This window comes from Mesorhizobium sp. P2_F7 (assembly GCF_056403695.1).
The window spans coordinates 103,163-121,988 of the sequence record NZ_JBFUFA010000011.1; the positions used below are offsets into that span (position 1 = coordinate 103,163).

The following is an 18,826-nucleotide window of genomic DNA, read 5'->3' on the forward strand; positions in this document are numbered from 1 at the left end:
CCGAGATTCGATTGGCCAGACGAAAATAGCGCGCGATTGCAGGGATTCGAGTGGCTTCTGAGAAAAGACGGCAGCTGACATTCGATCGCACAGACACTCCCGGTGTCACTGGCGCTCAATTCTCATGGAAATGATTGTAGACGAGTTTCGCCACCTGCTCGGAAATGCCGTCGACCTTGACCAGATCCTCGACCGCCGCGCGGCTGACCGCCTTGGCGGTGCCGAAGGCCAGCAAAAGCGCCCGCTTGCGGCCGGGACCAATGCCGGCGATCTCGTCGAGCGGGCTCTTGACCAATTCCTTCTTGCGCCGCGCGCGGTGCGAACCGATGGCAAAGCGGTGGACCTCGTCGCGCAGCCGCTGGACGAAATAGAGCACCGGATCGCGCACCGGCAGCGAAAACGAGTCCCTGCCCCTGACGAAGAAGCGCTCGCGGCCGGCGTCGCGATCCTGGCCCTTGGCAATGCCGATCGCCACGACGCGGTCCTCGATGCCGAGATCGGCGAGGATCTTGCGCACCGCACTCATCTGGCCCTGGCCGCCATCGATCAGGATGACGTCGGGCCAGGCCGGGAAGCTGCCGGAGATATCTTCCTCGATGTCGTCGCCTGCCGCCGCATCGTCGGCCACGGCGACATCGCCGTGCTCCTTCAGCAGCCTTGAAAAGCGCCGTTCCATCACCTCGCGCATCATGCCGAAGTCGTCACCGGGCGTGATCTCGGTCGAGCGGATGTTGAACTTCCGGTACTGGTTCTTCACAAAACCTTCCGGCCCGGCGACGACCATGGCGCCGACGGCGTTGGTGCCCATAATGTGCGAATTGTCGTAGACCTCGATGCGCACAGGCGGCTTCGGCAGGCCGAAGGTCTCGGCAAAGCCGGCGAGCAGCCTGCCTTGGGTCGAGGTTTCGGCCAGCCGGCGGCCGAGCGCCTCGCGGGCATTTTGCAGCGCGTTGTCGGTCAGATCCTTCTTCTCGCCGCGCTGCGGCACCGAGATCGACACTTTGCGGCCGGCGCGGGTGGACAGCGCCTCGGCGAGCAGCTCCTGGTCCTGGACGGCTCGCGACAGAAGAATGTTCCGCGGCGTCGGTTTGTCGTCATAGAACTGCGCCAGGAACGAGCCCAGCACTTCCGCCCCCTCCAGCGCCGGATCGGCCTTGGGGAAATAGGCGCGGTTGCCCCAGTTCTGGCCGGTGCGGAAGAAGAACACCTGGATGCAGACCTGGCCGCCCTCCTGGTGGATGGCGAAGACATCGGCCTCGTCGACCGTGGCCGGGTTGATGCCCTGATGGCTCTGCACATGCGACAGGGCGGCCAGCCGGTCGCGATAGATGGCAGCGCGCTCGAAATCGAGCTCCTGTGACGCCTGCTGCATGGCTTCAGAGATCTCTGTCTTTACCTTCTGGCTGCGGCCGGAGAGGAAATCTTTCGCCTCGGAAACCAGCTCGGCATAGCCCTCGTGCGATATCTCGCCGGTGCAGGGACCGGCGCAACGCTTGATCTGGTAAAGCAGGCACGGCCGGGTGCGGTTCTCGTAGAAGGAATTGGTGCAGCTCCTGAGCAGGAAGGCGCGCTGCAGCGAATTGATGGTGCGGCCAACCGCGCCAGCGGAGGCAAACGGGCCGAAATAGTCGCCCTTGCGCGAGCGCGCACCGCGATGCTTGTAGATGCCGGGCGAGACGTGATCGCCGGTCAACAGGATATAGGGGAACGATTTGTCGTCCCGCATCAACACATTGAATCGCGGCCGCAAGCGTTTGATAAGATTGGCTTCGAGCAGCAGCGCCTCGATCTCGGTGCGGGTGACGACGAACTCCATCGTCGACGTCTCGCGCACCATGCGGCCGATGCGGGCGGTGTGGAACCGGCCCTGCGCATAGTTGGTGACGCGCTTCTTCAGGCTGCGCGCCTTGCCGACATAAAGCACGTCGCCGGCGGCGTTCATCATGCGGTAGACGCCGGGCGCATTGGGCAGCCGCTTGACCAGCGTCTGAATGACCTCAGCGCCGACCATGCCGTCGGCGTCACCGGCATGCGGCGCCCAGTCTATCGCGGTGAAGGCGACATCAGGCCCAGTGGCCTCGGGCCCGACGATCTCCTCGGCCGCCTCGTCCTCGAGGTCGATCTCAGGCGGCATATCGTCAGCGGCGCCGGCGCGCGTCTTGTTTTTCTGGTCTGCGGGACTCATTCCACCATGCCTGTCACATCCGGCGTCTGCCATGCAAGATGCTGGCCGCCGTCGAGCGCGATCATCTGGCCGGTCACCGAGCGCGCATCCCAGAGATAGCGGATGGTGGCGCCGAATTCGGCCAATTGCGGGCCGCGCTTCAGGATCAGGCCGTCGACCTGCTTTTGGAAATCATGATCGTCCTGGCGCGCATTCTTCAACGTCGGGCCAGGGCCGATGGCGTTGACGCGAATGCGCGGACCGAGCGCCTGCGCCAGCATCTCAGTCTGCGTCCACAAAGCCGACTTCGACAGCGCGTAGGAGAAATAGCGTGGCGTCGGCCGCCAGACGCGCTGGTCGATGATGTTGACGATCAGCCCCTCCCGCCCTTGCGGCAAGGCACGGGCGAAGTTTTGCGCCAACAGCGCCGGCGTCTTCACATGGATGGCGAAGTGGCGGTCCCAGGCGGCCCAGTCGAAATCCTCGACGCTGTCGTCAACGAACAGCGACGCATTGTTGACCAGAAGCGTGACCGGGCCGAGCGCTGCCTCTGCCTGACCGACGAGATCGCCAACGGCGTTCATGTCGGTCAGGTCGGCGGCGACCACGGCGGCGCGGCCGCCCTCGCCCCTGATACCAGCGGCAAGCGCGTCGGCTTCGGCGCCTGAGCGGTTGGCATGGATGGCGACGGCAAAGCCATGCGCGGCCAGATCCTGGACGATCGCCTTGCCGATCCGCTTTGCCCCACCCGTCACCAGCGCCGTTCCGGCGGCTTCGATCATCTGTCAATCCTCAATTGGCGCCTCTGATCCGCTAGCCGGCACATTGTGACGCGTCCAGGTGTTAAATGCCGTTTCCACCTGGGGCAGGAATGTGGCGAAGCGGCCTTTTCAGCACCTTGGCCCGACCCGGATTCGGGTCGGCAGGTCCGCAATATAGGACGCTGGAGTCCTTGCACCAAGCCGAGTGCAGTGCAGCATCGCAAGCGTGCTGACATTTCGCTGTTGCGAAGATGCAACGTCAAGCTTCGGCCTCATTCGCGCCGGGGAATGACCCAGTTTCAGGTTCGCTGCCGCCGCATTTTGACACGACATTCGGAACCGTTGAGTGCCAGATCCGTTTCATCCCCCGGACGGGTTGATGGCGCTCAGGACAAACAAGCCTACGTGTCTTGTGGCTTAAGGAGTAAACAACAATGCAATCCAATCTCAAATTCGCGCCAATCGCGGTCGCGCTCGGGCTCTTCGCCCTCAGCGGCACCGCTTTTGCCGCTGACGTCGTCTCGGAAGAGCCCCCGGCACCTGCCCCGGTTGCCGAACTCCCCGTCGCTTCCTGGGCCGGCCCCTATGCCGGTATCAGCGCCGGCTACGGTTTCAGCGGTCATGCCAAGGTCCACGACGGCGGCCCCGACATCAAGACCAAGGGCTTTGTCGGCGGCGTCTTCGGCGGCTATCAGTGGCAGCAGGAAAACTTCGTGTACGGTGCTGAAGCCGATCTCGGCTACAACGGCGTCAAGGGTGACAGCGGCGGCGTCAATTCCAAGGGCGGCTTCGAAGGCTCGCTGCGCGCCCGTCTCGGCTATGCTGTGACCCCGGAAATCCTGCTCTACGGCACCGGCGGTGGCGCCCTGAAGAACCAGAAGGTCTCGGTCCCCGGCGACAGCGACAGCAGCACCATGCTCGGCTGGACGGCCGGCGTCGGCACCGACATCAAGATCACCGACAATGTGTTCGGCCGTGTCGAGTACCGCTACACCGACTTCGGTTCCAAGAGCTTCGACAGCGTCGGCACCAAGGTCAAGGAAAGCGACAACCGCGTCACTTTCGGCGTCGGTATGAAGTTCTAACTGTCGTTCAAGCCACGACACAAGAAAGCCGGGCCTCGTGCCCGGCTTTTTTTGTTGGCAGCATTTTTCCCTTCTCCCCCTGTGGGAGAAGGTGGATCGGCGCGCAGCGCCGAGACGGATGAGGGGTGTTCCAGCGGAGTGAGGCGTTGGCGTTCCCTGGAACACCCCTCATCCGTCGCCTTCGGCGACACCTTCTCCCACAAGGGGAGAAGGAAAAAGCGCTGGCCTCACGCCGGCACGGCCACCTTCAGCCCCGGAAACTTCTCATCGAAGCGCGCTGCCCAGCGGGTCAGCCGGCCGCGGCCCTTTTCCCATTTGCCGGCGAAGCGTAGCGAGAGATAGCCAAGGCAGGCGCGCAGCGCCAGCTGGCCGAGCGTGATCTTCTTCGGCAGTTTCGGCGGATTGGCGTTGAGGAGGTCGAGTGCGGCGGTGATCTTGGTCCACTGGCGATCGAGCCAGGGCTGGTAGACCATCTCCTCGGGCCGCGTGCGCCGCTCATAGACCATCGACAGCGCGCAGTCGCAAATGCCGTCGGCCAGCGCCTCCAACACTTCGGCCTCGAGGCGCTTGTCGGCATTGCGCGGCAACAGCAGATTCTTCGAGGCGCGGTTGAGATGCTGGGTGATGGCGCGGCTGTCGTGGATCGAGCGGCCGTCGTCCAGCACCAGCACCGGGATCTTGCCGAGCGGATTGGCCGTCAGCAGTTCGGCGGGCTTGTCCTCGGTCTTGACCGGCACCAGCTCGACGGCGATGCCGGCATAGAGTGCTGCCATGCGCACCTTGGAGCTGTAGGGGGATGAGGACGCGTAGAGCAGCTTCGGCATGATCGGTTCCCTGTTTTCAGACGGCCAGCGTATGTCGCTCAAAAGCGGGTTCGGTCTTGAGAGAACGACGCGCGTAAAACAGAGGTCAAGAGCGCGTCGCCCGAACCCGCTCGAATGCGACCGTTTTAGTGTTGGCCGATCTTCTCCGAGGGGGCAACTGCCAGAAGGGCAAAACCAGGCAGCCAATCCGCCGACAATGAAGTGGCTAGTGCATGTCGCACAGAAGTGGCGTCGATTTCGAGAGAACGATAGGCATCAAGACAAGACCAAAAGCTCAACAAAAAAGCTCCCGGGAATCTGCCAATCGGCAAAGTTCCCGGGAGCTTTGAGATGGAACGTCGTCCGCTGTTACTTCTTCTTGGCGGCTGGCTTCTTGGCCGGTGCTGCCTTCTTCACAGCTGCCGTCGACTTGGCGGCGGCGGCCTTCATCGGAGCCTTGGCGGCGGGCTTCGCCGCTGCCTTGGCTGCCGGCTTCTTGGCTGCTGCCTTCGCAGCAGGCTTCGCCGCTGCCTTGGCTGCCGGCTTCTTGGCGGCGGGTTTCGCTGCTGCCTTGACGGCGGGTTTTGCCGCAGCCTTAGCTGCCGGCTTCGCCGCTGCCTTGGCTGCCGGCTTTGCCGCTGCCTTCGGTGCTGCCTTCTTTACTGCTGCAGGTTTCGCGGCAGCTTTCGGTGCCGCTTTCTTTGCCGGCGCTTTCGCCGCCGGCGCCTTCGTCGTGGTCTTTGCCATGCGATGCCCCTTGAGTTTGTGCCGATGGCCGTTAGTGACCCGGCAAGTTAATTCATACCTGACTCGCGTGTGTCTAGCCAGCGAAGCATTACATTGAATTTCGCAGATTAAATTTCGGTTACACCGAGAGCATGTTCGCGATGGTGGGTACAGAAACCGGCAAAGAATCTTCGCGCGTCACAGCGAACTTTTGCGAGAGAAATTTCGTGCATCGCGACTCATGCGATCTTCTCGTCAAGCTCACATTCTCTTGCAGCGCCGTCGGACTCGTGTGGTCATCGGTGGCTTATCAGATCGCCAAAAATCATCGCGCCGCAGAGGCTGATCTTGCTTCATCCTGACGGCTGCAGAAACAGCACCAAATTGAATACGAGCTTTTTACTCGTATATACGGCGAGGTTAGGTTGAGGCTCTGAAAGACAGCATTTGATGGAACTGAACCCATCTTGTTGTGCCGAACATCTTCCGACGAGAAGCGCGATCGCCAGCTTCGGCGCGCCGGAGATGCCCAGCGAACAAAGGGATAGATGAAGGATCGCGGCAACGCTCATGCTGGGAGCCGCCATCCCTTGGAATCCAAGGGGTGTAGGCGCTACACCCCTACCGGCTCACGCAGCTGCAGCCGACGCGAAGGCTCACTCTGATGCAGATGTACGGCAAACGTATCCCATGGCGGCGTGACACCAATCTGCACCAGGATGCGGCCGATCTCACCGCGATGGTAGACGCCGTGAGTGACGACGTGGCTCAGCATTTCCTGGCGCGACATCATTGCCTTGTCGCCGTCGGTGAAGATGAAGGGCACAGGCTGTGACAGAAGTTTCGGCGACACGGTCTCCAGATAATCGAGATACCAACGATCCATCGCCGCGACATCGGCGCCGAGTTCATCGAGCGACGGCGTGTCCTCAGTATTGTCTGACGCGTAGCCGTGATGCGTGCCGGAAAGATGCGCAGTGAATATTCTCGACACGACGAGATTGTGGTTGAGCAGACGGATCGCCGCATGACGTTCCTTCGCATGCTTGTGCTGATCCATACCCGCGAGCTTCTCAAGCAACTCGCCATTGGCCCAGGCTTGATAGACGAAGAGACTGCGAAGCAGATCCAGCGCGCTCATGGCCCGTATCCTTTCCAAAAAATGTGAGTATGTTGTCCATATTCTTGGCTGATGGAGCGGACATGTCTACTCGCATTGCAAAGCCGCGCTCGCGCATGCGCAAGCAGCCGCGCCAGGCGCGTTCGCGCGCAACCGTGGAAGCGATCATCGAAGCTGGTGCTCACGTTCTGAGCGCGCTCGGCTGGGCCGGCTTTACGACCAACAAAGTGGCCGGGGCCGCCGGTGTCAGCATCGGCTCGCTCTATCAGTATTTTCCCGACAAGCTGTCGCTGGTCGAGGCAATTCGCCGGCGACATTTCGATCAGGTGCTGTCGGTGATCGCCGAATCAGCAGAAGACGGCAAGCCGCTCAAGCGATTCGCACAGGAGCTGGTGCGCGGCATGATCGAGGCGCACAGCATCCATCCGACGCTGCATCAGGTGCTGCTCGACGAGGTGCCAGGCGATCGCGGCTCGCGCGCCGCCCATGCCTCGTTCCAGTCGCGCTACCTCGACCACTACACGGCGGCGGTGACACAATATCGCAAGCGCAGGAAGGACAATGAGGTCGTTGCCCGCGTGCTGTCTTCGGCGGTCGAAGGCGTCATCCATAATGCCGCACGGCGAGACATGCTCGATGCGCCGGAGTTGCAGAAGCAACTCGTCGAGCTGATCTGCGCTTACGTGTCGGGTTCCGGCCGCAGCGCATGACCAGAATAGCGCGATCGAGATCGCTTGCCGCTCACGGCTGATAGCCGAGGCAGATGGCGCCAAGCGCGACGACGGCGCAGGCACTGATGCGCCTCGGCGTCAGTTGCTCGCCAAGGAAGAACCGACCGATGAAGGCGGCAAAGACAACGCTGGTTTCGCGGATGGCGGTGATCGGACCGGCCGGGCCGAGCGCGAAGGCGGCGACCACGACGGCATAGGCAAGCAGCGCGAACAAGCCACCGGCGAGTGCCCTACGGGTTTCCGGCGCGCTGAAGTTGACGACGAGCCTGCCGCGCAGGACGATGAAGGTCGCCGGAAGCAAGGCGCCGTAGATCAGCAGCACCCAGGCGGTGTAGGCGCCGCTGTCGCCCGCCGCCCGCACGCCGATGGCGTCGACAGTCGCGTAGGCGGCTATGATCGCGCCGGTCGCCAGCGCGTAGAGGATCGAGGTCGTCGATGCCCTGCCCCTGCCCAGCGACAGGCCCATGATGCCGCAGGCGACCAGCGTGACGCCGACGATCTCGGACATTGTGAGCTGCTGGCCGGCCAGCGCGAAGCCGCCGAGTGTGACCAGCAGCGGTACGCTGCCGCGCACGATCGGATAGACCTGCCCCAACTCGCCATAGCGGTAGGCGGCGACCAGGAACACGCTGTAGCCGACCTGGAGGCCGGCCGAGAGCGCGACATAGGGCCAGGCACCGGTTGCGGGAAGCGAATGGAAAAGCGCCATTGGAATGGCGATGAGTGTGCTCGAAAAACTCATGACGGTGACCGTCCACAACCTGTCGGCACCCGTCCGCAGGAAGGCGTTCCAGCCGGCATGCAGGACTGCCGCGAACAGCGCGAGCGCAATGACCGTCGCACTCATTGCGCTGCACGCGCGCCGGCGATGACGGCATCAGCCGCCTTGCGGGCGCTGTCGATGGCGGGCTGCCCCATCTGCGCCATCAGCGTCGCGCCCTCGATCAGCATCAGTAGTGCCGCCGCGGCGTCCTCAGCCTGCTTCGACGGCATCATGTCCTCAAGGATCGCCCGCATGCGCCGCTTGAGGCCGTTCTTCTGCCTGGCGACGGCCTGGAATACCGGATGGCCGGGATCGCCGAATTCGGCCAGTGCATGCGCGAACAGGCAGCCGTGGAAATCAGGACTGCCGAACCAGCGGTCGTACCAGTCGAAGATATTTGCGATCTTCCGCTCCGGCGTGGCGACCTCTTGCGCAAGCTGGTCGAGCTGGCGCTCGAAGCGCTTGGCGCGATAGTCGAGCACCTCGACGATCAGTTCGTCCTTGCTGGGAAAGTGGCGATACATCGTCATCTTGGCCACATCGGCCTCGGCAATGATGCGGTCGATGCCGGTGGCATGGAAGCCGGCGCGCTTGAACAGGGCGTAGGCGGTTTCGACGACATGCTGGCGTTTGTCGATCGCAGGCGATGGAGACATGATCCTTTACCGGTGATGAGACAGGTCTGTCTATCAATGCGACCAATCACCGTCCCTGTCAACACGCCACATGAAAACGCCTGCGGCCGATCTTGCCGCAGGCGTTAAAGGTGGAGAAAGGTACTCTCTCAGCGCAGGACGCGGCAGCGGCCGTTGTAGACCATCCAGCGGTCGAAGCCCGAAACGCAGAATTCGACATTGTCGCCGATCGAGGCAAAACCCTGGCCTTCCTCGATCAGGTACCAGATGGTGCGGGCACGGCCATCAGACAGGCTGACGGTAGCGCCGCAATAGCGGCGGCCGATCGGCCATTCTTCGCTGGCCGGCAGGTAGCGATGCTGGTGAATGCGCTGGAAATCGGTGATCGAAACATCGGGCAGATGCGGCACGTGATGCACCTGATAGGAAAAGCGGCTGGAGATCTTGTTCAGCACCCAGGCCTGCCCGCAGACACCGCTGTCCTCGTCGGAATAGACGGAAAGATCGGCGGCCTGCGCCGGCTGGCCAAGAGGTGCGGCCAGCGGCGTGCAAAGCGAAATCAGGGCAGCAAGAGCGGATTTGGCAAAGCGAGTCATGGCAGCCTCTCAAACGTCGACTGCGTGCACTGTGCGGATTCGGCGGCGCGCGGTCAAGCGGTCGCGCGGACGATGGTTTCCCGGTTCGCAAGCGGTTTTGCCGGTGCGCAGCCGTGAAACCACCCGTCCTGACCTTTGAAGTACCCGCCTTCCCTATGTCTGGGAAAGCGGGACTGCGATGGCCGGCGCTCTATCCCGCTTCAGCCCTGCTTGGCGTCGCCTTGCGGTATGGCGGAGATGTGGCCGTCAGGATCGGCCAGGCTGCGATTGTACATGAAGCCATAATCCTGCTGGGCGTTGATGTCGGCAGTGCCGCCATGTTTCGCCGCCGCCTCGTTCATCGCATCGACCGCCGCACGGCTGTCGCAGGACACCGCAAGCATGACTTCGCTCGAGGTTGCGGGCGCATGCGGCGCCCGCAGCGAAGCGTTGCTATTCCCCGGCCAGCCATTCCAGCGACCAGTGCGCCGGCTTTTCCAGCATCAGCAATTTGTGCAAAGCCGGCAGCACGATGCGCAGGTCACGCTCCAGCGTGAAGGGCGGGTTGACCACCACCATGCCACTGCCGTCGAGGCTCGGCTCCCGCGACGCAGGCCGGATCTCAAACTCGATGTCGAGCAGCTTCGGGACGCCGGATTGCTTGAGCGCCTTCCTGAAGGCGATGATCGCCTTGCGATCCTTGATCGGATACCACAGCGCATAGATGCCGCCCGGCCAACGCTTGTGCGCTCTTTGCATCCCGTCGACGAGGCGGTCGAATTCGCCGGCTTCCTCGAACGGTGGATCGATAAGAACCAGCCCACGCTTTTCCTTCGGCGGCAAATGCGCGCCGAGCGCCAGCCAGCCGTCGAGCTCGATCACCCTGGTCTGGAAATCGCCGGCGAACAACGTCTTCAGCCTGGCGGCATCATCGTGATGCAGTTCGACCGCCGATAGCCGGTCCTGCTTGCGCATGAGATGGCGGGCGATAAGTGGCGAGCCTGGATATTTCTTCACCCCACCATCGGGATTGAGCGAACGCACCGCTTCGAGATAGAGGGCAAGGAGCGCAGCAACCGATTTGTCCAACGGGGCGTCGATCAGGCGGCCGATGCCGCCCTGCCATTCGCCGGTCTTTTGCGCTTCCGTCGACGACAGATCATAGCGGCCAATGCCGGCATGCGTGTCGATGACACGGAACGCCTTGTCCTTCTGCTTCAGATAGTCGAGCAGAAGGCTGAGCACGACATGCTTGACGACATCGGCGAAATTTCCGGCGTGATAGGCGTGACGGTAGTTCATGCCGCGCTCATGTCGAGGAGCCCCTGCCCCAGCGCGGCGGTGGCGGCTTGGAGTTCGGGTTCTCCGGCCGGCCGCCACCGAAACGCAAGGACAGCAGGAAGCCGATCAGACCGACGGCCATCAGCCCATAGCCGACCGGCCGGGCGCGACTGTCGATCTCGCCGGCACCGGAGCGCAGCACCAGATCCACTGCCCGCATCGGAATATCATCGGCATCGCCCGGACCGACGGTGAAAAGATAGGCGCCGGGGCTGACGGTCGTGATCACGCCCGCTTCGTCGCGAAAGATCTTGTCGGGCAGTTGCGGGCTGACCTGGCGCGGATTGTCGGCATGATTGAACTGCAGCGTCGAGGCCAGCACCGTGCGGCTACCGGCGGCAGCGGTCAGTGTCAGCACAGTGCGCTGCTGCGAGACAATGCGCTCGGCCCGCGCCGTCAAGTCGACCAGCACCCTGACCGGTGCATCGCCTGCCGAGAGCGCCACCGTCACCGGCTTGAAGCGGCCTTGTTCAAAGACCCTGTAGCTGCCGATCTCATGACCCGAGAAGTTCGTCATCGCCCAGGGATAGACGACGCCGACGGCGATACCGGCCAGCAGGATCAGGAAGAAAAGAAAGCGCATTGAGAATAACCCGAGTGTTCGACCAGCTTGCCAATAGCGCCCTAGGGATCAAAAGGCGATGGCTTGCGCAGCGAGCCTCGTCTGTCCAAGACAAAGATAATAGCCAAATGAATGTTTGTGCGGATTTGGCCAAGCGAGCCGCCCGCCGCCCAACTGCAACGGCGTCATATCTGTGTGGCAGCACTGACGGATTTCTACCTATACGCTCATGAGCAACTGCTAAAATAAAAAAAGTCTACATAAATGGATGGGCGCCAGGACCGTTCCACGATTTGATTATTGAGGCGCATATTGTGCCCAGGGGAATTTCGCTCCCGAGGCCTACAAGTGGCACGACGGCACATATTTCAATCCGAAATGCCTTCGATGCAAGTTTTCATGCATAGTAACGCAGCCATGCGCTTCATCGTAACTGTAACCATCAATCAATCTTCTTTAACCGCTTGGTCAATACTGCTAAATTCTCATGGTATTATAGAGCCTTTCCCGGATAAGCTGAATATCGACCCAGGAAATAAAGAGCATGAATGCGCCCACTCCAACGGATGAGCCGAACATAACCTCATACATTGGGAATGCCGCCAACATTTTTAGCCCTAGTCGCCTCGGGCGCCAATCGCATTGCCTCGTAAGAATTTATGGACAAAGTGCGATGCAGCAATATTTTCGATATTTCCAAATGTCAACTTTCGCGAGGGCAAGTCGACACTTATAGTACTATTACCGGCTTTAATATGACTAATTGTGCTCCAGAAATAAACTTATCCTGCCGAATAGCCGCATTCAGCTATCGAAAAATCGCATAAATATTCTTGTTTTTTGTTGGTATATTTCGAATTTCGGCGTCAATTCTCGGATTGTTGCGCCTGCGCTGCCGACCCTACGATTAACCACTCCCGGACGAACACGGTTAACGAATCGCTAATTTAGTTGACTATGATTTCCACAGGTATATTTTCAGTACGTTGGGATGTGCAATTTGGGCGAGCAATGGGCGATGGTGGCACCAGACGCGTGACCGCGATTCGGGGCGTATCGAATGCTGAACGGCAGCTAATAGCCGCGTAGCGTCGCCCAGCGAACTCAGAAAGCAATCGACAAACATCAGGAGTGGACGATTCCGCCGACGCGGAAGGTTTGTGACGTTCTCAGGAACGTCGCCGGGCAACGCTATGGCCGGCGGTAGGGTGCGCAGTGCGTAAGGGCAAAGGGGTAGAGTATGGGTAGAACTGTCAATGTTCTGAAACTCGAGTCCGGGAAAAGCCGAAGGGGCGCCAACTCCAATCGGGGCCGCGCCCTGGTTGCCGGTGGGGCAGGATTTCTGGGTTCGCATCTGTGTGAGCGTCTTTTGCTGGACGGGTACGACGTTGTCGCGCTGGACAATTTCCACACCGGCAAAAGATACAATCTCAATGCCCTCCTGCGCGATCCGCGATTTACGTGCATCGAGCACGACATCGTCGACCCACTGCCGTTGGATCTCCAGGTCGATGAAATCTACAATCTCGCCTGCCCGGCCTCCCCGCCGCATTACCAGGCAGATCCGATCCATACGTTCAAGACAAGCGTGCTTGGTTCGCTGAACCTGCTTGAGCTCGCGCGGCGGAACAATGCCAAGATATTTCAGGCTTCGACGTCCGAGGTCTATGGCGACCCCCTGGTGCATCCGCAGCCGGAAGGCTACTTCGGCAACGTCAACCCGCACGGTCCGCGATCCTGCTATGACGAGGGCAAGCGTTCGGCCGAGACGCTGTTCTTCGACTATTCGAGAACGTATGGCCTCGATGTCCGCGTAGCCCGGATTTTCAACACCTATGGCCGCCGCATGCAGCCAGACGATGGCCGCGTCGTGTCGAACTTCATCGTCCAGGCTTTGCACGGTGACGACCTGACCGTCTACGGCAGCGGCCAACAGACCCGTTCATTCTGCTACGCGGACGACCTGATTGAAGGCTTCATCCGGCTGATGAACGCACCGAGTGCACCGAAGCACCCGGTCAATCTCGGCAACCCTGCCGAATTCACCATTCTGGAGCTGGCGACACAGGTGATCGAATACACCAATTCGCGGTCGAAGATCGTGCATCGGCCACTGCCCGTCGACGATCCCAAACAACGCAAGCCCGATATCTCCTTTGCCCGGCAAAATCTTGGCTGGGAGCCAAAGATCAGCCTGAGCCAGGGGCTCGCGCATACTGCGGCCTATTTTGACGCCCTGCTCTACCCGAGCCGGCCCGTCAAAGAAGCTGCGATGTAAATGAGCCGCCCGGCAATCCTGGTGACAGGCGGGGCCGGTTACATCGGCAGCCACACCTGCAAGCTGTTGTCAGCTGCCGGCTACCTGCCCGTCGTTTTCGACAATCTGAGCCGCGGCAACGAGAGATCGGTTGCCTGGGGGCCGCTTGTCGTCGGCAATATCCGGGACCGGACAGTGCTGCAGCAGGCGATCAGGACCTATCAGCCGAAGGCGATCATCCACTTTGCAGCGCTGGCTTATGTGGGCGAGTCTGTTCATGAGCCCGCGGAATATTATTCGACCAATGTGTCGGGTACCATCGCGGTGCTGGACGCGGCACGCGCAAGCTCGATCGAAAACATCATCTTCTCAAGCAGCTGCGCGACATACGGTGTGCCAGAAACACTGCCCATTCGAGAGTCCTCGGCGCAAAATCCGATCAGCCCCTATGGGCGGACCAAGCTGATGGGCGAGCAGATCATCAGGGACTATGCCTGCGCCTACGGAATGAAATATGCGATCCTGCGTTATTTCAATGCCTGCGGCGCCGATCCCGACGGTGAGCTCGGTGAGTGGCACTCGCCTGAGACGCACCTGATCCCGCGCGTGCTCATGGCCGCATCCGGCACGATCGACGAGATCGAGGTTTTCGGCACGGACTACGACACCTCGGATGGCACCTGCGTGCGCGACTACATCCATGTCAGCGATCTGGCCCGCGCGCATCTGAAGGCTCTCATGCATCTGGAGGCGGGTGGCGAAAGCCTGTCGGTCAATCTCGGCACCGGACGCGGGGTGTCGATCAAGGAGATCCTGCAAGCCGTCAGTCGGGTGACGACAAAATCGGTTCCTGCGGTCTTCAAGCCCCGGCGCCCGGGAGACCCGGCGGAGCTCTACGCCGACCCTGTCAAAGCGCGCGAACATCTGGGTTTCGTGCCGGAACTTTCCGACATCGATACGATCGTCAGGACAGCCGCCCCATTCTTCGGACTGGAGGCGGCCGCGTCCACAATTCCGATGCCGACGGCGAAGCACCGCCGGTCAACTGCGCCAGGCACGCCAAATGCATCGGAGAGCAATACCAGCTCGCAAAGCTGGTAGTCGTCCCTGTTTGTCGTGTGTCGGGGACGTGGGCTCGCTGAGGTGAGAGCTTCTCAGCGAGCCTCAACTTTTGGAATCGATCACGCTACGAATCTCGTCGAACTGCGCGCCCTTTGTATCGCCTTCCTCGAATTTCCGCTGCTCGTCGGAAAGGTTTTCCGAAGAGTGCCGGAAACTGTACCAGACACCGTCTGGATCCCTGCGCTGCTCGAGGGTCCCACCCCGGAAGCGGTGGCTGAAACACGTGCGGATCGGCGCTGCGGCGTAGGTCTTGGACCGCCAGACGAGATCCATGCACATCTTGCCATCGTTGCTTAGATGCCATGTCCCCTCAGCGACAGAAGTCGCGTCCTGCTCGGAAGTCCAGGCCCGGACCGGTCTGCCCTTCTGTCCGAAATAGGCGGCTCCGTTATCCCATATCCAGGTGCGGTCGGCATAAACAAGCTGCAGTTCGAAAGCCGTCGGGACGGTAACGGCATTTACAGGTGCGCTGTCTTTGGCACCAACTGCGTGCGCGGCTTCGCACAGCGCCACCTGGCACCAAATGGCCAGGAGGGCGGCAAGCGAGACAGACCTGGCAAGTCGATGGCGCCTCACCCCGCTCGCTGTTTCAGATGGCAATCCGGTCCGGGTCGTCATGTTGAACGGTCGCATTCAATGTTCGCTTCCCAAGCGGGCGTCGACCAGCCGAGCATACCGCAAGAACGGGCCCGGTCCGTCCTGCGCCGACAAGTGGCTCCGCGCCACAATCATCAGTATTTCGCATGCTATTGACTGCCGCGCGAAGATGTCAACCGGGAGGGCCAACAGTATCTGTCGCGGCGCGCACGGGCTGCAAATCGAGGACGACGGTCAGGCACGCGACACGCTATACACATCCCTCGACGAAGGGGCCGCTAACCCATAGCGAGCCGTTGCTGTACATGGCGGTTCCGTTGTCGTCGGTGTAGCCATGAGACTGCTCGTCGACATGCAGCCTGGTGTTTGGCACCAGCTGACCGTTCACCTTGACGCTCTTGATGAACAGGTTGCGATCACCTGGCTTGCCGTCTCCGCCCCACAGGTCGTTGACATAGCGAAGTTCGATCGTCTTCGGGTTCGGTACGCTGCTGAGATCGATGTGGAACGGCTTGGCCTCGGTTGACGCCTGCATCAACTCCGCCACGGCGGCTTCGGGCGTCGATGCAGTGCTTTCCTTGCCCGGGACGTCGATCTCGGCGACGGTCTTTCCGTCGACCACGACGTCGAACCGAGGCGCGCCCTGGAGATTGATGCCGGCAGCGTCGACCTCGAGACTGGTTATGGAGCATCGTCCCGCGTCTTTCGCAGCGGCGGCCACCAGGTCGGCTACGCGCTGCCTCTGCGATTGCACCCATCCGGCGATGGGCTGCAGCAGCGCGTTTCGGTCGCCGGCATCGACCGTGAAGAGGTTGGTTCGTTCACCGGCATCGGCCTTGAGGTCGTATTCCTCGACCTTGCCGGTGGTCGCGTTGAAGATGACCTTTCGATCGTTCTCGCGATAGCCGAACAGGAAACCGGCCCAGGGGTTGAAGAAGAAGGTCTTGTTTGGCCGTTGCTCGCTGAACAGGCTGCGCCCCTGCCACTGCTTCGGCAGCGGAAGTCCCAGTATGTCGAAGATCGTCGGGGCGATATCGACGATGCCGCCGACCGGATGCGCAACGTCATCATGAAAGAGGTACTTGTTGATCATGATCAGCGGGATGTGGATGTTTTCCTCGTAGATCGCGCTGGCATGAATGTAGTCACCATGCTCCCCGAACGCCTCGCCATGATCGCCCAATATGACCACGAGCGTCGAATCGAGCTTGCCGGACTGCTTGAGCGATTCAAGGATCTCGCCAAGCGCCGCATCGCCGACCTTCAGGGCGTTGAGATAGGCATTGAATTTCTGGTCGTCCGAGTAGTGGACCAGCGTGTTGCCGTCGGAGGAAGGCGCCATCTTCGAAAACATCGGGCTGTCGGTGATGTAGGGATAATGGGTCATCGCCGTGAACATTATGCCGAAGAAGGGTTTTCCCTCGTCCTTGTTCATCCAGTCGATGATCGACTGCGCCGTGCAAAGATCGCTGTTGTAGTCCATGTTCTTCCACTGCTCGGAGCTGAGCTTGAAGGTCGGGGTGCCGCACTTCTGCCCCCGGTAGTCCTGGATCACATCCAGTCCCTTGTTGAGGAAAAACTCGTCGACCCGTTGGAATCGGGAATCCGCGCTCCAGAAAAACCCCGTGCGGAAATTGTTCTTGGACAGGGTGTTGGAGATCGTGTCCAGCGGCAGATATGGATACCTGGTGGTCATGCCATAGTATGAAATGTCGTTGTACATCGAGGTGAGCAGAGAAAATATCGAGTAATGCGTGGACGGTGCGTGCGCATATATGTTGTCGAACCGTATCGAGTCCTTTGCATAACTCTTGATATTCGGTGTGACCGGATACTTGCCGCCAAACGTCTCGATGTATTTGGATGGCACCGACTCCATCATGAAAATCAGCACGTTCTTGATCGGATTTGGCGTCGGCGCCTTGAATGTCGACGTTTCCGGCGGACGCTCGCCGACGCTGGCGACATCCGGGTCATTGGTGCTGGCATTCATCGTCAGCACAACCGGCGTTGGATTGAGCAGGGCCGATTCAACAAAATACAGGATCGGATTGTCGATCTTGGCCGCCGGCAGCGCTTCCGCCCGCACGTGGTATCCGGTACCGGCGATGGCCGCGCCGACACACACAACGAGCACGCCCAGAAAGGCCCCGTAACCAGCGGCGCTCAGCCGCCGGCACAGACTGGCCGCGGCATAGCCAAGGATGAGCACCAGAATGACGGACCCGGAAAGGGTCGCGAAGTCCTTGATGTTGAGCGCGTCGCCCATCGCGTTCCTGGCATCAGCATTCTGCAGGAAGTCGCCATAGACCAGCCACTGGAACGTGAACGGTTCGCCCAACATCTTGACGAGATTGATGTTGGCAAATCCCCAGCCCAGAGAGACCACGACAGCAACATAGAAGAGGAAGACGATGATTGCTGAGCCGAGACGGCTGGCCTTTGCCAGGAACAGCAGGATCAAGGTCACCACGGTCAGGGACGTAACGACAATCAGGTCGTAGTAGCTCGATGCCAATCCCTGGGGGATGGCCCCCAAAAGACCTGGAAAAGTCGTTTGCGGATCAACGATTGCGCCGCGGTAGACACCCAAAAGCAGCCAGGACAACAGGCCCGTGCAAATGATCCGCAGGCTCCTGCGCCGGAAGCGCAAGTCCTTCGACGGAGCCGTCCCCGCCTTCGATGGCGTAACGCCGCTCCCAGGTCGGCTCGCCGACCCCGTACCGCCGCCGATGCTCATACAACTACCCGCCGCCAGTTTGCGTTTCGGCCCAAACCACGGCCGATAGCGTTCAAACCCCCACCCGCAGAATCGGCTTGCGCTAAAAAAGAGTCAACAAAATCAAGTTTGCGTTAACCAAGTCTCTTGAGAACTGGTTAACCGAAGGCATTCATCGGCGATGCGTTTTGGCCAAGTGAGCCGTTCAATCAACTGTGCACCCGCCGCATGAATCGGCGACGGCGGGCGCTGTCGAGCACCCGCCGTCGTGATGTTTCAGTACTGCGTCAGCAATCAGCCGCCACGCAGACGCGTCGGGCTCAGGCTCGCGACGGTCATGCCCCGCTGTTGGGAAGGACACGTCGGCAGAAAGCGGCTCGCATCCGCGTATGTCATGGTCGCGATGGAGCTCTTCAGCCCGCCACGCTTGGCGATCCAGCCGCGAACCCAGCCAGGGTAGTTTTTCATCATGAAATTCGCGGCCACCTGATTGCCCCGCGCAGAAACGCCATATGGCAGGTGAAAGCCGAACGACGCGCTCTGCGTAATGCACACCTTGCTCCTGGGCATCGACAGATAAAGCGTGCAGGCCGAGTCGCACGAACCGTTGAACCGCACAAAGGTGCCGCTGCGGCGCATTTTCAGCGCACGGATGGCATAGTCGATCACATAGCCGCCGCGATCGCCACTGATGGTCTTGACGTTGGCCGTGCCAAGGCTGATGCGCGGTCGCAGCAATTCTCCCGCGGAGCTTGCCGACACCAGTGCGCCCATCAAACCGAGCGCACCGAGAAACTTCATTATCGTTTTCATTTGCGCCTCCTGCTATGCCGTCAATGACTAGCTGGGAGGCGTAAAGATTGAA

General features: G+C 60.8%; 18 protein-coding genes. 4 read left to right on the plus strand and 14 right to left on the minus strand.

All coding sequences use genetic code 11. The features are described from left to right. Window positions 1-115: 115 nt before the first annotated feature. Both uvrC and AC1DZ8_RS26760 read right to left on the minus strand, forming a co-directional pair. Window positions 116-2,185 carry an excinuclease ABC subunit UvrC gene (gene uvrC, locus AC1DZ8_RS26755; protein ID WP_477301845.1) on the minus strand — a complete coding sequence of 690 codons (2,070 nt, stop codon included), beginning with the start codon at window positions 2,183-2,185 and terminating at the stop codon, window positions 116-118. Continuing rightward, entirely contained in the window at window positions 2,182-2,946 is a 765-nt protein-coding gene (locus AC1DZ8_RS26760) for an SDR family oxidoreductase (protein ID WP_477301847.1), read from the minus strand. Before AC1DZ8_RS26760 ends, uvrC begins: the two co-directional genes overlap by 4 nt. A 413-nt stretch (window positions 2,947-3,359) precedes the next feature. Between AC1DZ8_RS26760 and AC1DZ8_RS26765 the strand changes: the two genes are divergently transcribed. Then, window positions 3,360-4,010 (plus strand): outer membrane protein, encoded by a 651-nt coding sequence (locus AC1DZ8_RS26765; protein WP_477301849.1) that lies wholly within the window; start codon window positions 3,360-3,362, stop codon window positions 4,008-4,010. A gap of 227 nt (window positions 4,011-4,237) precedes the next feature. On the opposite strand, the gene AC1DZ8_RS26770 is transcribed toward AC1DZ8_RS26765, so the two are convergent. The 3 genes from AC1DZ8_RS26770 to AC1DZ8_RS26780 all read right to left on the minus strand — a co-directional run bounded on the left by AC1DZ8_RS26770 (window position 4,238) and on the right by AC1DZ8_RS26780 (window position 6,680). Further along, window positions 4,238-4,834: a glutathione S-transferase family protein gene (locus AC1DZ8_RS26770; protein WP_477301851.1), complete on the minus strand. Its 597-nt coding sequence runs from the start codon at window positions 4,832-4,834 to the stop codon at window positions 4,238-4,240. Window positions 4,835-5,182: 348 nt separating this feature from the next. Continuing rightward, window positions 5,183-5,560 (minus strand): hypothetical protein, encoded by a 378-nt coding sequence (locus tag AC1DZ8_RS26775; protein WP_477301853.1) that lies wholly within the window; start codon window positions 5,558-5,560, stop codon window positions 5,183-5,185. A 592-nt stretch (window positions 5,561-6,152) separates the two neighbouring features. Beyond that, complete coding sequence (locus AC1DZ8_RS26780) at window positions 6,153-6,680, minus strand: DinB family protein (RefSeq protein ID WP_477301855.1); 528 nt, start codon at window positions 6,678-6,680, stop codon at window positions 6,153-6,155. 62 nt (window positions 6,681-6,742) lie between these two features. Between AC1DZ8_RS26780 and AC1DZ8_RS26785 the strand changes: the two genes are divergently transcribed. Continuing rightward, window positions 6,743-7,369 (plus strand): TetR/AcrR family transcriptional regulator, encoded by a 627-nt coding sequence (locus AC1DZ8_RS26785; protein WP_477301857.1) that lies wholly within the window; start codon window positions 6,743-6,745, stop codon window positions 7,367-7,369. Window positions 7,370-7,400: 31 nt separating this feature from the next. Here the strand turns inward: AC1DZ8_RS26785 and AC1DZ8_RS26790 are convergent, their stop codons facing one another. The 6 genes from AC1DZ8_RS26790 to AC1DZ8_RS26815 all read right to left on the minus strand — a co-directional run bounded on the left by AC1DZ8_RS26790 (window position 7,401) and on the right by AC1DZ8_RS26815 (window position 11,287). Next, window positions 7,401-8,237: an EamA family transporter gene (locus tag AC1DZ8_RS26790; protein ID WP_477301859.1), complete on the minus strand. Its 837-nt coding sequence runs from the start codon at window positions 8,235-8,237 to the stop codon at window positions 7,401-7,403. Then, the gene (locus AC1DZ8_RS26795; protein ID WP_477301861.1) at window positions 8,234-8,809 is read right to left on the minus strand and encodes a TetR/AcrR family transcriptional regulator; all 576 of its coding nucleotides are present in this window, start codon (window positions 8,807-8,809) and stop codon (window positions 8,234-8,236) included. The genes AC1DZ8_RS26790 and AC1DZ8_RS26795 overlap by 4 nt, the downstream gene beginning before the upstream one ends. A gap of 128 nt (window positions 8,810-8,937) precedes the next feature. Beyond that, window positions 8,938-9,384 carry a hypothetical protein gene (locus AC1DZ8_RS26800; RefSeq protein ID WP_477301863.1) on the minus strand — a complete coding sequence of 149 codons (447 nt, stop codon included), beginning with the start codon at window positions 9,382-9,384 and terminating at the stop codon, window positions 8,938-8,940. Between the two features lie 200 nt (window positions 9,385-9,584). After that, window positions 9,585-9,767, minus strand: a complete 183-nt coding sequence (locus tag AC1DZ8_RS26805; protein WP_477301865.1) for a VOC family protein — start codon at window positions 9,765-9,767, stop codon at window positions 9,585-9,587. A 49-nt stretch (window positions 9,768-9,816) separates the two neighbouring features. Then, window positions 9,817-10,665, minus strand: a complete 849-nt coding sequence (locus AC1DZ8_RS26810) for a 23S rRNA (adenine(2030)-N(6))-methyltransferase RlmJ (RefSeq protein ID WP_477301867.1) — start codon at window positions 10,663-10,665, stop codon at window positions 9,817-9,819. Between the two features lie 7 nt (window positions 10,666-10,672). Then, window positions 10,673-11,287, minus strand: a complete 615-nt coding sequence (locus AC1DZ8_RS26815; RefSeq protein ID WP_477301869.1) for a hypothetical protein — start codon at window positions 11,285-11,287, stop codon at window positions 10,673-10,675. Between the two features lie 1,219 nt (window positions 11,288-12,506). Here AC1DZ8_RS26815 and AC1DZ8_RS26820 point away from each other — a divergent pair. Further along, complete coding sequence (locus tag AC1DZ8_RS26820) at window positions 12,507-13,544, plus strand: UDP-glucuronic acid decarboxylase family protein (RefSeq protein ID WP_477301871.1); 1,038 nt, start codon at window positions 12,507-12,509, stop codon at window positions 13,542-13,544. Further along, window positions 13,545-14,624, plus strand: coding sequence for a UDP-glucose 4-epimerase GalE (gene galE, locus AC1DZ8_RS26825; RefSeq protein WP_477301873.1), 1,080 nt, complete (start codon window positions 13,545-13,547; stop codon window positions 14,622-14,624). Window positions 14,625-14,687: 63 nt separating this feature from the next. Here galE and AC1DZ8_RS26830 read toward each other — a convergent pair whose 3' ends face one another. The 3 genes from AC1DZ8_RS26830 to AC1DZ8_RS26840 all read right to left on the minus strand — a co-directional run bounded on the left by AC1DZ8_RS26830 (window position 14,688) and on the right by AC1DZ8_RS26840 (window position 18,774). After that, entirely contained in the window at window positions 14,688-15,278 is a 591-nt protein-coding gene (locus AC1DZ8_RS26830; protein WP_477301875.1) for a DUF995 domain-containing protein, read from the minus strand. Window positions 15,279-15,492: 214 nt separating this feature from the next. Beyond that, window positions 15,493-17,982: a sulfatase-like hydrolase/transferase gene (locus AC1DZ8_RS26835; RefSeq protein ID WP_477301877.1), complete on the minus strand. Its 2,490-nt coding sequence runs from the start codon at window positions 17,980-17,982 to the stop codon at window positions 15,493-15,495. A 273-nt stretch (window positions 17,983-18,255) separates the two neighbouring features. Then, a complete protein-coding gene (locus AC1DZ8_RS26840) occupies window positions 18,256-18,774 on the minus strand; it encodes a hypothetical protein (RefSeq protein ID WP_477301879.1) in 519 nt (172 codons plus the stop codon). Between the last annotated feature and the right edge of the window lie 52 nt (window positions 18,775-18,826).